This is a genomic window from Amycolatopsis ponsaeliensis (genome assembly GCF_030182635.1).
Lineage (GTDB): Bacteria > Actinomycetota > Actinomycetes > Mycobacteriales > Pseudonocardiaceae > Amycolatopsis > Amycolatopsis ponsaeliensis.
Window position 1 is genome coordinate 80,281 of record NZ_JAPZLD010000005.1, and the last position, 12,800, is coordinate 93,080.

The following is a 12,800-nucleotide window of genomic DNA, read 5'->3' on the forward strand; positions in this document are numbered from 1 at the left end:
CGGCGTCTGCTGCGCGGGTTGGATATCCGACCTCCCCTCGACGTGGGACAGCTCTGTGAGCGTGTCGCCGAGCATCGCGGACGTGCCATCCGGCGCGTGGCCTGCGACATTCCTGCTGGTGGTCCGTTCGGCGCCTGGCTCAGTGGCGCACGAACCGACTACATCCTCTTCCAGCAGTCCACCAGCTCGGTGCACCAGGACCACATCGTCCTGCACGAGCTGGCGCACATCCTCGCCCGCGATCTCGGGGCCTCGGCCGAGGACGCCGCTCGCGCCGAGCAGACCGCGATCGTCGCGCCCGAGCGGTGGACCGGCTCCGCCGGTCGGGCTGAACCCGAGCTCGACATGGACGCCGTCCACCGCGCCCTGCGCACGGGACGGTACGACCAGGCGCACGAGCGGGACGCGGAAACCGTCGCCACGATCATTCTGGTGTGGCGCACGCTGCAGGAAAGCATCGGTATAGAGCCAGGTGACCAGCGGTTCGCGGCACTGGGCGACGTAGTGGGGTGGGGGATATGACAGTCGTGTTCACGGTGCAGTTCATCTTGCTGGCCGGCGGCCTGCTGTGGAAAGGGTCGCAGGTGGCCCGGCGGCCGCGCGATCTCCCGCTGTGGGCGGTGGTCGGCACCCTGGCCGCGGGCCTCATCGGATGGTTCATCACCACCTACGCCGGCGGCCGCACCAGCCAGCCCTCGATCACCCCGAGCACGCAGATGTTCTGGCTGGGACGGGTGTTCAACCCGTTCCTGATGGTGTTCGGCATCGCCGTGTTCTACATCCTGGCGAGCAACACCCGGGTGAAGCCACGTCTGCTCACCCACACGGCCTTCCTGCTCGCCGCCCTTACCCTCGGCACGGTCCTCGCACTTACCGCGCCACCTGGCCCGGCACCGAACCACACCTACCCGATCTACCTCACGTCCTTCACCTACGCCGGCACCACGATGTTCGTCGTCGTGGTCATGCTCACCCGCCGCTACGCCCAGGCCGCGGCGCCCCGCCTGCGCCACGGCCTCTACATCGCCGGAATCGGCGCCGCCCTCATCTCAGCCGCATGCCTGGTCCAGGTGGTTCTCTTCCTGCTCCGGTGGCTGAAGGTCTTCACCCTGCCCGCCTCGGTGTCCGGCGTGCTGGGACTGCTACCGCTCATCGGCGGCCTGATCTTCGTGATCGGTCTGCTCTACCCGGCCACGATGATGCGCGCGGCCGCCGTGCGGGCCTGGTACCAGCACGGCCGCGACTACCGCCGGCTGGCTCCGCTGTCGGACGCCCTCTACGCCGCCTACCCCGAACTCGCCCTCAGCCGCGTGCCCAGCGCCGCCCACGCGCCTCAAACCGACCAGACGCCCTCCGCTCACCGCGTGGCCGACACCGGGTGGAGCCGAGTCAGCCCCTTCGGGATCAACCGGCGCCGCTACCGCCGGATCATCGAGATCCGCGACGCCCTCGTGAAGATCTCGCCCTACCTCGGGGACAACCCCCCGACCGACCCCACCGCCCTCGCCGAACGCCTGCGCGACGCACTGGCCCGCCGCAGCCGCGGCGAGGAACCCCGCAACGAAACCGTTTCGCCGCTCGCCCTGCCAGACCAGGGCGGCACCCGGGCAGAGGTCGACGCGCTGCTTGCCCTGTCCGACGCTATGGCGCGCACCGCGCCGAAGGGGGATCGATGATTCGTCACGCCATCGTGGCCGGCGGTGGAATCGCAGGCCACGCCGCCGCGATCGCACTGCGCAAGGCCGGCATCGACGTCACCGTCCTCGAGCAGCGGCACGCCGAAGACGGCCTGGGATCGTTCATGCGCCTGAACCCGAACGGCCTCGACGCACTGGCCGCACTCGACGTCCTCGATCCCGTCATGAACGTGTCCTTCCCCATGACGCACGTCGAGGCCTACGGACCGGACGGAACCCTTCTCGTCAACCGCCCGCTATCCGACCCGGTGCCCGAGCGGGGACTCGGAGCCCGCTTCGTCACCTGGACGAACCTCGAGCAGGCTCTGCGCGCCGAGGCCGTGCGGCGCGGAGCCAGCGTTCGGCACGCTGTTCGCGTCACCGGAGCGACAGGAGCCGATGACGGCGTAGCGGCGCTGCTCGCCGACGGCGGTCGCGTCGACGGTGACGTGCTGATCGGTGCCGACGGGACTCGATCGGTCATCCGCGCCGCTATCGACGACGAGGCCCCGGCGCCGGAGTACTGCGGCTCCCGCACCGTCTACGGCTACACCCCGAAAACCCCGGCAGACGTCCCGCCCGCTCCCGCTCAGCTGCGCGCCTACCGCGGCGAGGGACGGCTGCTCGCGCACATCGACGACCCCGTCACCGGCGAGCAGTACTGGTTCACCAACCTGAAAACACCCGACCAGCTCCCAGAACCCGGCCCCAGCACCGACGAGTGGCGCGACCAGTTGCTCGCGCTCTGGCCCGACGCCGACGCCCCGGCCGCCGGAATCATCGCCGCGGCGAGCAGCATCCGCGCAGCGGACGACAAAGCGTTGCACCACCTGCCCCGATGGCACACCGATCGGCTCGTCGTCATCGGCGACGCCGCCCACGCCGCGCCCCCGGCCACAGAGCAAGGCGGCGCGATAGCCCTCGAAGACGCCGCGGTCCTCGGCCAGTGCCTCCGCGACCTCGAGCTCCCACTCGCCTTGGCCCGTTTCGAACAGCTGCGGCGCGACCGGGTCGAGAAGATCATCGGCTTCGCCACAGGAAGACTGACGACGACGGAGAGCCCGAACTGGTCCTATCACCACCACATCGACTGGTCTCGCCAGATCCGGTAGGCATGTGCTCGCGTCCACGCATGCCTGCATCGAGGTCCCTGGGCACGAGCACTCACCTCGACGGCAAGACGCGCAACTCGCTCTGAGCCACCAGTTGGGCCCCGCCCACGTCGGACTCAGGCCCTGGCGGGCTTCCTTACGCCGGGACCGGAGTGAAGCCGAATTCCCGCAACACGCGCCCGTTTTGCGCGTCGTTCCACGCGGGCCCGATGAACTCGAGCGCGTCCTCGGGCAGCTGCTCCGGGTCGGCCCAGACCAGTTCGATGCACTTGTGCGGCTCGCGGATCTCCGGGGTGCCGTCCCACGATCGGGTGGTGAAGAAGATGTCCACCCGCGGTTCCTGGGAGTTGCGGAACATCGTCCCACCCGCCCGAAGCTCGCCCGGGTCCAGCGTGATGCCGAGCTCTTCGGCGACTTCGCGCACCGCGCACGCGGTCGGGGTCTCGCCGAGATCGACGTGGCCAGCCGGAAGTCCGAGCTGTCCGTCCGCGTAGCCGCTTCCAGCGCGCCGCATGAGCAGGATTTTTCCCTGCTGGACAAGGAAGACGTGCACGGCAAGGGGGTAGCGGTCGTGCTTGGTGTCGAACACATATTGCGGGGCGGCCATTGGTCTCCTCAGCGGGCGGTCGCGGTGGCGAGGGCTTGCGGCTGGACGTCGCGTGATCCGTCGACGTACACGGTAATGCCCTTGCAGCCGAGCTCGAACGCGGTGGCGTAGGTGTCGTACACCTCGATCGAGGTCGCCGAGGCGGGCAGGTTCACGGTCTTGGACACCGCTTCGTCGACGCAGGCCTGCACCGCCGCGGCCATCGCGAGGTGCCCGGCCGGGCTGATCTGTGTCGCGGTCGCCAGCACGGCCCGCAGCCGCTCGGGCAGCGTCGGATCGGCCGGGAGCCGCCCGTGGGTGGACGCGAAGCTGAGCACGTCGGTGCGTCCGGCCGCCTTCAGTGCCGCGACGACCCCGGCCCGCTGGTGGCCGGGCAGATCGTCGGAGAGCCGGAACAGCGGCTCGATCCCGGTCGAGGCGCGCACGACCGGGGCGGAACGCCCGGTCGGCGGAACCGCGATCGTGGAGGAGTTGCGCAGCAGTCCGGTAGCGGCGATTTCGTTGGCGAGGGCGGCCCAGTCGCCGCGGGTCACGCTGTCCACCTCGAGGTCGGCGAAGCGGCGCAGGAACGCGGGGTCGGCGTAGCGGGACCGGCCGCCGGCCACGGCCGGGCAGCCGCCGCGGGTGCGGGCGAGCTCGACGGAGGCGAGCTTGGAGGTGTAGTTGACCAGCGCCAGCACCTCCTGCGCCAGCTGCCGGCCTTCGACGCTGTCGTACGGGAGCCCGGCGGCGAGCAGCAGGTCTGCCAGGCCGCACACGCCGACGCCGATCTTGCGTTTGGCGGCCATAACTTGCGCCGACAGCGGCGACGGGTAGTGCGCCAAACTCGCTTCGATCGCGTCGTCCAGTGCCCGCACCAGCGTGCGGGTGGTGTCGGCGAGAGCGCCGAGGTCAACCGGGACGGTGGCGTCGCAGGTGTGGAAGCGGCCGAGGTTGAGATAGCCGAACTGGCAGGTCTCCCCGGCGACCAGGCCGACCTCCGCGCACGGCGCGGTGGACACATAGGCGCCGACCTCGGGCGTGGGGTTGGCTTCGTTCATCCGGTCGGCGAACAGCAGCCCCGGATCCGCGCAGGCGTGCGCGGCTTCGGCCGCGGCGATCAGCAGGTCCCGTTCGCGACCGGCGCCGCCGAGCGCGGCTCGCATCTGCGCGTCGGTGACGTGCAGCGAGATGTTGAACTTCCACGCCTCGCCGCGGGCGTCCGCGCCGAGCTTGCAGCCGATGAACTCCTCGGTGGCAGGGTGGTTCAGGGACAGGATGGCCATGTTCCCGACCGGCCGATCCTCAAGACCGGACGCGGCGCCGGTGACGGCGATGTCGTTGAGGTAGCGCAGCACCCGGACCGGGTCGTCGAGCTCGTCGAGGGCGAACCCGGTGCCCATCCCGGCCCGGTGGTAGCCGTCCACGATCGTCTTGACGCTGGCGAGGTCGCCGCGCAGGTCCACCGGCGGCACCGCGCACGCGGCCAGCGGCCGGTCGAAATACCGTCCGGCGTTGGTCATGATCGGGGTCGAGAACACGATCCGTTCGGTGTCGCACGCCCAGCCGAGCCGCTCGCCGAAGGCCTCGGCGCCGGTCGGGTCGAACCGGGCGTCGGCGTGCTCGAGTGCGGCGACGATGCGGGTGACCATGTCCTGTGCGGTCTCGTGCTCGGAGATCATCCGGCCGGACCGCAGGTATGCCTCCAGCTGCGGGCTGGTGGGAAACGTCGACTGGTACATGACGGAAGGCCCTCCTCGGGTGCGGATCATCAGGCCCTTGCCACACAACCGCCGCTGGTCACCGGCGGGCAGAGGGCTGCGCGGCCCCCGCGCGTGGTGTGCACGTCGTGCACATTCGGTTGACGCGAAGGAGAATCGGTTACGGTGAGACGGCTGAGCTGGACATTCCCGGGAGGAGTCCGATGCCCTCGACCACGCACCGCGGGGTCGTCGCAGCCCTGATGAACCAGCACCACACGCCCGGTGAGATCGTGCGGATCGCGCGGACCGCCGCCGGCTGGAACCAGGCCGAGCTCGCGCGCCGCTGTGGCTACTCCCGCAGCCAGATCTCCCGCTGGGAAACCGGCAGCTCCCCGCTGCGCGACGTCGAGACCCTGCGCGCGCTGGCCCTGGTGCTGTTCCTGCCGGTGGAGGTGTTCGGGCTGGTTCTCGACCACTCCGCCGGGGTGTCCACCCGGCCCGCGGCCTCGCCAGAACATAGGGTGAGCGGCGATCCGATGCCGGTGTGGGAGGAGCAGGACCCGATGCGTCGTCGCACGTTGCTCGCGGGGATGGGAGCCCTCGCCGGCAGCGCGGTCCTCGGCACCCCCGCGAACCCGGCCGCCGCCGCGGCCGACCCGATCTCCGAGCTGGAGAAGGCGCTGCTCGCCCCGCCGCTGACCACGGGCGCCCCGGCGGAGGTCGCGCGGCTACGCCATGCCGTGGCCGTCGCCAGGTCCGTGTTCGCCTACGGCCGCTACGGCGAGGTCGCCGCGCGGCTGCCCGGCCTGATCGTCGCCGCGACCGCCACCCGCGCCGATCCACGCGCCGGCGACACCGCCACCGCGGCGCACGCCCAGCTCGCCGAGCTCTACACCCTGACTACCGACCTCGCCATCAAGACCGGGCACGACCGGCTCGCCTGGACTGCTGCCGACCGCGCGTCGCAGGCCGCCGATGCCAGCGGTGACCTGCTTACCCAAGCGACTGCACGCCGGGTCTGGGCGATCGTGCTGCGCCGCGCCGGACACGCTGACACCGCCCAGCAAATGGTGATCGACACCGCACTTGCCCTGCAACCCGACCTGCGTGGGCCTGAGCAGCTGTCGGTGTTCGGATCGCTGATGGAGACCGCCGCCTACACCGCCGCAGCGGACGGCGACCGCGACACGGCCCGCACCTTCATCGCCGAAGCCGTCGACGCCGCCACCCGGCTCGGAGCCGACGGGAATCACCGCTACACCAGCTTCGGCCCCACCGGTGTCGGGCTGTACCAGCTCAGCATCGCCCGCGTCATGGGTGATTCCGGCGCCGCGATCGAGCACGCCCGCCGCATCAACCCGGCCAGCATCCCGAGCACCGAACGCAGGGCCCGTTACTGGGTCGACGTTGCCCGCGCCTACCACCAGTGGGACAAGCCCGAACACTGCTACCGCGCGCTGCTCGCCGCCGAACAGGCATCCCCGGACGAGGTCCGCTACCGCAAGCCGACCGCCGCGATGACCACCACCCTGCTGCGCCACCCCACCGCGAACCGGCTGCCAGGTCTGCGGGACTTCGCCCGGCGCACCGGCACGTCGGTCTGACGGCGGCACCCGGGGTGGAACCGATGTTCGGCTGGACGTTTCGGCCTGGTCGCGGCAGCCGACGGCGGTCCGCGCGATCCCGATGACCGTCGCTGGGCAGAGGCCGGCTCCACACGCAGGCTCACGCCCTGCATTGTCGCCGCTAGGGCCTTTTCCGTTGGTGTTCGCAGAAATGTCAGGGAACCTGGGGGAGAGTGGACTCCGTGAAGAGGGCGATGACGCGGTCCACGGTGTCCTTTGCCGACGAGGACGCGGTGACGGTCTGCTCGCCTGGGACGTCCAGGCGGTCGCTCGCGGCGAACCAGCTGCGCATGTTCTCCGGGGTGAACTCGCTGGCTTGATCTCGGGTGGCGTGGCGGCGCACGGTCTCCTCGAACGGCACGTCGAGGTAGAGGAAGGTGGTCTGCCCGCGGTGGTCGGCGGCGAGCTGACGCAACATCGGGCCGTAGCGGGCCGTTGTCAGGATGCCGTCGAGGATCACGTGGTAGCCGGCGTCGAGGCTGAACCGGCACACCGTCGCGATGAGCCCGATGTTCACGCCGTTGGGGACGTCGCGTTCGCGTAGCACGACCCTCCGCAGTAAATCCTGCTGGACCAGGGCTACTCCGCGGCCGAGCCGGGCACGGGCAGCGGTCGCGACGGTGCTCTTGCCAGCGCCGGACGGCCCCCGCAGCACAACAAGCCGGGTGGCTGCTGAGCCTGTCGGCCCCGTGGGCAGCGGCTGCTCGGTGGGATGCTGCACGGTCATCCGCTGCTTCCCGCCCACCTTCTCCGCTTCTCGTCGCACAGCGCAGCCATCGTAGCTCGCCCAATCTTGATTCCCTGGTCAACGACGACGGCTATAAAACTTGGCGTCGCGCGGCGACTCAGGAAGGGTTGCGAAAATGGCCAGTCGGGTAAGCGATGACTCGGAGCAGCTCGCTCTGGCCGAGCGGATCCGCGACGCCCGCGCCGCGCTCGGCCTCACCCAGCAACAAGTCGCCGACGCGAGCGGCATTGACCGGGTCGCACTGGCCAACGTCGAACTCGGCCGCCGCCGCATCAACGCCCTGGAACTTCGCCACCTCGCGCGGACCTTGAGCACGACGATGGCCGTGTTGCTTGACCATCCCGATCGCGACGCCGTCCCCGCAACCGCGGTGACCCGGCTCGTCGTCGGCCTCACCCCGGCGCAGATCGGCCATCTCACCACCTACGCCCAGTTCCTGCTGTGGTTGCACAACCGGGCGGAGCCCGCTGAGATCGAACTGGGAGAACAGGAGCCAGAGATGCCCGATGACCGCGTTTCCGCTCACCAGCATGACGACGAACCGATGCTGCGGCCGGAGGTGACGGCCGTGATGGCCGTCGACGACAGCGCGAAGTCGATGGCGGCGGCTCACGGCGCGGTCATGGCCGCCGAGAGCGCGGTCGGCACGCAGCGAATCCACCAGCTGCGCGACGAACAGTCCTCGGCGATGAAGCGGTGGCAGGCTGCGCAACAGGAGCTCGCCGACGCGCGTGAGGCTGGCGACCCGGCCGCGATCCAGGCCGCCGGCGTCGCCGAGGCAAAGACCTACCGCGACTTCATGCTGCTGAGCGAGTCCTGTGTCACCGAAGGGCTCGCGATCAACCGCGTCCTGGGAGACGCCCTGGGCAAGCAGCTCGATCTGCTGCGCCAGTGCGACACGACCCACGTCACGGTGATGGACACACTTCGCGACACCAACCCCGAAGCCGACGGATCTCGCCATCCTGGCTGAGCCCAAGGAGTACTTTTCAGGCTCACTTCGCCACGCCTCTGAGGGCGGCGGTGATCTCCTCGGCATCGGCCTGCACCACCGCTCGGTACGCCTCGATCAGCTCCGCGGTCAGCGGCCACGCCCCGACCTCTTCGGCGGTCACCGCGCCGCGGATCTCCCAGGCAACCTCGCCAGGGTCGGCGATCTGAGCTGCCGGAACCACGTACTCCGCAGTGACCTTCTGGATAGCGATCGTGAGATCCATGATCCGATGCACTCCCTGCCTCAGCCGTCTGCCCGTTCGGATTTCCACCTTCGCAGCTCGGTGGACGGCGAACAGCACGTCCGCAACGGACCGCTCGCGGAAGTCGCCCGAGGACTTGGGGCGCTACGCTGCGGAGATGACGTTGTCGTCTGACCAGGAACGTGCGCTCGGCCGGTTACGAGAGCTACGGCGCCTGGCTCCGGATCCCGCGCCAACAGCGTATTTCTCGCTCTGGGGCGAGTTGGCGCAGGAGCGCCGCCGAGCCGAAATCGACCAGGCCGAGCGGCTGGCCCGCAACGGCCTGGGGTTCGGCGACCAGATCGTCAGCGGTGAAGAGCGCGTGCAGCTGGCGAGCTGGCTGGCGGCAATGACGGGCTGGTGGACAACCCAGGAGCCGCTGGCCACGCTGGACGACCTGGTCGCCGAATTGCCCGCGGACGAAGTGGTCCGGATCTGCGGCGAGGAGGGCCTCGCCCTGATCGGCGAGCGTGAACACCACGGGGATCGCCAACTGTTCCTGGTGGACGAAGGCGGACTGCTGGCCGAGCTGTTCCTGGAACGCAGCCTGCCCGGCAACCCGGAGCCATGGTCGCTGACGATCTACGGCAACGTCGAGATCGTCGATCCGGTCCTGCTGGTTCTGGCGGCGCGCACCTGGTCGTGGACCACCGAATCGGACGGCAGGCGGCTGGCGGCGGGTTCGCGGGGCTGGCATCTACGCAACTCGATCGCGACTGGCGGGAGCTTGCGGGCCGCGCTGGCCGCAATGCGCGCGTCCACCCGGCCGGTCCTGCCGTGGAAGATTCCGCCGATCACCGGCTGGCTCGGCCCGGACTCACCCCGCGGCCTGGAGAAGCAGCCGCACGAGAAGATCGCCCTGGCGGCGCGGGCCGACACCCGCGCCGCGCTCGACACGCTTCCCGAGTACGTCCGCGCGAAACTCGGCCCGTGCTTGATGACTGCCTGACAACTCTCGGCATCCGCTGCCCGGGCTTCGGATCGAAAGGGCGATCCGGAGACTGTCCATCGCGGCCAGCACTCGATCATTGTGCGGACCGCCATTGCCAGGCACTGAGCTCCGGACCGGCCTTGAGGCCAACAAGCTCGTCATCGGATGTGTGGCATCTCTACAGCAGAGGCCAGTCACCGCGGTCGATCGCGGAGGCCAAACGTGCGGGCGGAACACCGAAGGTGCGCAGGACCAGCCCTACGGCAACGGTGTGGCCGAGCCGGGTCAGCATCCGCAGCTGCTCGTCGGTCTGGCGGATGTTGCCGTGAGCGAGGTTGTTGCGCGCCTTGCCCATGATGTGCCAGACGTTGCGAGGCTCTTGCAGAATCCCTTGCAGGACAGGTGGAATCGGGGTAGTGGCTATCTCGATCGGCGTGCGGATCTCCTCTGGCAAGCTCGTGGCGAGCTGGGTAAGTCGTTGCCACAGCTCGAATGCGGCATCGCCGGTGTCGACGCCGTGGAAGCTTTCCAGGGCGGCGACCAGGGCGATGAAGCGTGACGTCACCGGCAGCGGACGGGCGCTGATCGAGGTGAAGTAGTCGGCGAAGGTGACGTAGCGGCTCTTCAGCTCGGCCCAGCCGGCGAGCAGGTCGGTCAGCGGAGCTCCACCGGGCCCGCAGTGCACCAGCGCCCCAAGCGCGCCCGGCCGCGGGCGTTCAGCCTCGTAGCGTTGCTGGGTCAGCTCGCGTCCGTATACAGAGGACTCGTCGCGGCCGCCGGATTTCACGCTGGCGAAGGTCACCGGCTGTGGCTCGCCGATGGCGAACGAGCTCAGCTCCGCGACCGGGCGGACGTAATCGTCCATCCAATCGTGCAGCGGTCGGCGGTGACCGGTCACGGTGATCACCGGCGTTGTGGTGAACGACAGTTTGTACAGCTGCGGCGCGGTGAACGACGCGAGGTAGTGCAGACGCATCTGGTCGCCGTTCGTGCCGGTCCACTCCTGCGTGGAGTCGGCGTTCCAGGTTCCGCCGAACGGCGCGTCGTCGCCGAACTGCTCGATGTACCGGTAGGTCTTGAGCGGGGTCACGCCGGACAGCTCGGTCAGGCCGCCCACCTGGAAGGTGATCTCGTCGAACTGAAGGTCCGTGTTCTCTCGCAACCGGGGTCCGGCCACGGCGAGCTCGGCCAGCAGCATCGACTGTCCCGGCAGCTGATGCGAGACGTAGGCCTCGGGGAACGCGACGTCGAGGTTGTTGCGCAGCTCCCCGCGGACGACCCCGTACGGCTTGACGCTCGGCTCCCAGACCGTCCACGACGGATCGATCCGCGCGGCGACGTCCGGCGACGGCGGCTCAGCCGGCAGCTCGTAGGCCATACCGGTGACGTTCTCCGCGCCGGCCAGGGAGAGGATGCCGGACACCGATGAGCCGTCGGCGAGCCGCCACTGCAGCGGATAGTCGCCGGGCGGCATCAGCGGATTCCGGTTCATCGCGCCACCCCGCGTACGACCGGAACGCTGTCGCGGCGATCATCGGCTCGGGTCTGCGGGCGCAGCTCGTGTGCGAACGTCATGTCACCAGCATGCCCGGCGCAGGGAATCCGTCAGCGCCGAGTAGTCCTCGGGGGCGCATACCGCGTTGACCAGCGGCGATGCGGGGGAGATGAGCGCGGTGGCTGATGCGGCCGGGACGCCGCGGCTCTGTTTCGTCGTGTTTGTGCTGCTCGGAGCCGGTACCCTGATCGGGTGGATCGACATGAGATGGCCGTCGCGCAGCCGGTGGTCGGCGAGGACTTCCGGCCTGCCCCTGTCCGTCGGATCGTGAACACCGTCGCCGCGTGGTTCATGTCCGATGTCGACCTTCACCAGCCCGTCGACTTCACCTCGCAGCATGTGCACGTGGACGGTCACCGAATTACCCAGGTCTCCGCCAGCGTCGCGCGAGATCTGCTGAACCGGCCGTTCGCCTCGACCTCCCAGCAGGCGGTGATTCTGAATCGCATCGTGACGTGGGCCAAGCCTGTCGGCAGCGTCTACGAGGTGCCGGTCTTCCGCCGCCGGTTGAGCGGGTCGCTGCTCGTGGCGACCCTTCGGATCGCCCGCCTCAACATCCGCGGCAGCGAGGAGTGGATTGCCTACTGGCGGCACGAGGACTGACGCCGGGCTGGCGCCAGATCGCGGCCGGGCCGGTTACCTGAGTCGGGCTGCATCGAAGTGATCCGACTGGCTGTAGAGCAGCCGGTAGGCGACGGCGAACATGCGGCCGGAGCGCAGGCCCGGCTGAAGCCAGCGATCGGCGATCCGCTTCCAGCCGTCGGGGCCGTGCTGGTCGGCGTGGCGGGCGACCTCGAAGGCCAGTGACGATGCGACCTGGACGTAGACGTCCGGTCCGGTGACCCACCGCAGGATCATCTCGACCAGTTGCTTCCGCGCTTGGTCGTTGACTCGGCCAGGGGAGATGTCCTCGCCCTCGGTGGCGAGGCTGAGAAGCGACACGCTCTCGTTGCGGCCATGCCCTTCTCCGGTCAGCGCCATCCGCGCGCGGCGGCGGGCGTGCGCGGGTTCTGGGTGCTCGGACTGCAGGACGGTCAGCACCTCGTGCAGCGCAGCCGCGATACTCGCCACCGCCTGGGTGCCGGCGGCAGCCAGGACCGCGTGCAGGTATTCGGCGTCGAGATCGCTGATGGGAACCACAGGCCGGATCGGTCCGCGATCGGCCTCGAGTTCATCGGCCTTGAGGAGCTGCTGGGCGAGATCGGACTCGTAACGGCCGTCGCCCAGCAGCCGCCAGCTTTCGTACGCCGCATCGACCACGCGTGAAGCACGAGGCCCCGGTCGGGGAGCCTTGACCGCGTCCGGGTACTTCCCGCGTGCCGACTGCCGGGTTATGCCCAGCGCGGCGCCGATCGCCGGGTATCCGACGGCACCGGTCCGGCCGGCACCGTGCACGGCAAACCTCACGATGACCTCGGCTATCTCGCGTACTTCCGCGGCCGCCGACGCCAGGGCAAGCCACGCAGCGGCCTGATCCCGGGGACTCGTGCCCGCGTCGTAGACGCTGAGCGGGGAGTCTGCAGGGCCGAGCCCGGCCTGGTGGCGAGCCAGCTGCCAAGCCAGCTCTCGCACCGAGTCGCTGACTTCTTCGCGTTCGCCCTCTGTGACCGTGAGCGGTAGTTGTCACCT

General features: G+C 69.6%; 13 protein-coding genes. 7 read left to right on the forward strand and 6 right to left on the reverse strand.

Features of this window, described 5'->3' with window-relative positions; genetic code table 11:
• The first annotated feature begins 96 nt into the window (after positions 1–96).
• Genes QQ657_RS09275 through QQ657_RS09285 form a run of 3 tightly spaced genes read left to right on the forward strand, consistent with a single transcriptional unit; the run spans position 97 to position 2,788 of the window.
• Positions 97–522 (forward strand): hypothetical protein, encoded by a 426-nt coding sequence (locus tag QQ657_RS09275; protein WP_284741701.1) that lies wholly within the window; start codon positions 97–99, stop codon positions 520–522.
• On the forward strand, positions 519–1,676 hold the full coding sequence (locus tag QQ657_RS09280) for an MAB_1171c family putative transporter (RefSeq protein WP_284741702.1): 1,158 nt from the start codon (positions 519–521) through the stop codon (positions 1,674–1,676). The genes QQ657_RS09275 and QQ657_RS09280 overlap by 4 nt, the downstream gene beginning before the upstream one ends.
• Complete coding sequence (locus QQ657_RS09285) at positions 1,673–2,788, forward strand: FAD-dependent oxidoreductase (protein ID WP_284741703.1); 1,116 nt, start codon at positions 1,673–1,675, stop codon at positions 2,786–2,788. The genes QQ657_RS09280 and QQ657_RS09285 overlap by 4 nt, the downstream gene beginning before the upstream one ends.
• Positions 2,789–2,924: 136 nt before the next feature.
• Here the strand turns inward: QQ657_RS09285 and QQ657_RS09290 are convergent, their stop codons facing one another.
• Positions 2,925–3,395, reverse strand: coding sequence for an NUDIX hydrolase (locus tag QQ657_RS09290; protein ID WP_284741704.1), 471 nt, complete (start codon positions 3,393–3,395; stop codon positions 2,925–2,927).
• A gap of 8 nt (positions 3,396–3,403) precedes the next feature.
• Positions 3,404–5,116: a ribonucleotide reductase barrel domain-containing protein gene (locus QQ657_RS09295; protein WP_284741705.1), complete on the reverse strand. Its 1,713-nt coding sequence runs from the start codon at positions 5,114–5,116 to the stop codon at positions 3,404–3,406.
• Positions 5,117–5,298: 182 nt separating this feature from the next.
• On the opposite strand from QQ657_RS09295, the gene QQ657_RS09300 reads away from it, so the two are divergent.
• Positions 5,299–6,681: a helix-turn-helix domain-containing protein gene (locus tag QQ657_RS09300; protein ID WP_284741706.1), complete on the forward strand. Its 1,383-nt coding sequence runs from the start codon at positions 5,299–5,301 to the stop codon at positions 6,679–6,681.
• Positions 6,682–6,856: 175 nt separating this feature from the next.
• On the opposite strand, the gene QQ657_RS09305 is transcribed toward QQ657_RS09300, so the two are convergent.
• A complete protein-coding gene (locus QQ657_RS09305; RefSeq protein WP_091628526.1) occupies positions 6,857–7,429 on the reverse strand; it encodes a kinase in 573 nt (190 codons plus the stop codon).
• Positions 7,430–7,565: 136 nt separating this feature from the next.
• Between QQ657_RS09305 and QQ657_RS09310 the strand changes: the two genes are divergently transcribed.
• Positions 7,566–8,423 (forward strand): helix-turn-helix domain-containing protein, encoded by an 858-nt coding sequence (locus QQ657_RS09310; protein WP_284741707.1) that lies wholly within the window; start codon positions 7,566–7,568, stop codon positions 8,421–8,423.
• A 22-nt stretch (positions 8,424–8,445) separates the two neighbouring features.
• On the opposite strand, the gene QQ657_RS09315 is transcribed toward QQ657_RS09310, so the two are convergent.
• A complete protein-coding gene (locus tag QQ657_RS09315; RefSeq protein WP_284741708.1) occupies positions 8,446–8,745 on the reverse strand; it encodes a hypothetical protein in 300 nt (99 codons plus the stop codon).
• A 58-nt stretch (positions 8,746–8,803) separates the two neighbouring features.
• Between QQ657_RS09315 and QQ657_RS09320 the strand changes: the two genes are divergently transcribed.
• A complete protein-coding gene (locus tag QQ657_RS09320) occupies positions 8,804–9,634 on the forward strand; it encodes a hypothetical protein (RefSeq protein ID WP_284741709.1) in 831 nt (276 codons plus the stop codon).
• Positions 9,635–9,794: 160 nt separating this feature from the next.
• Here the strand turns inward: QQ657_RS09320 and QQ657_RS09325 are convergent, their stop codons facing one another.
• Positions 9,795–11,108, reverse strand: coding sequence for an ApeA N-terminal domain 1-containing protein (locus QQ657_RS09325; RefSeq protein ID WP_284741710.1), 1,314 nt, complete (start codon positions 11,106–11,108; stop codon positions 9,795–9,797).
• Between the two features lie 270 nt (positions 11,109–11,378).
• Between QQ657_RS09325 and QQ657_RS09330 the strand changes: the two genes are divergently transcribed.
• Positions 11,379–11,774, forward strand: coding sequence for a hypothetical protein (locus tag QQ657_RS09330; RefSeq protein WP_091628362.1), 396 nt, complete (start codon positions 11,379–11,381; stop codon positions 11,772–11,774).
• Positions 11,775–11,807: 33 nt separating this feature from the next.
• Here QQ657_RS09330 and QQ657_RS09335 read toward each other — a convergent pair whose 3' ends face one another.
• Complete coding sequence (locus QQ657_RS09335) at positions 11,808–12,743, reverse strand: hypothetical protein (protein WP_284741711.1); 936 nt, start codon at positions 12,741–12,743, stop codon at positions 11,808–11,810.
• Positions 12,744–12,800 lie beyond the last annotated feature (57 nt).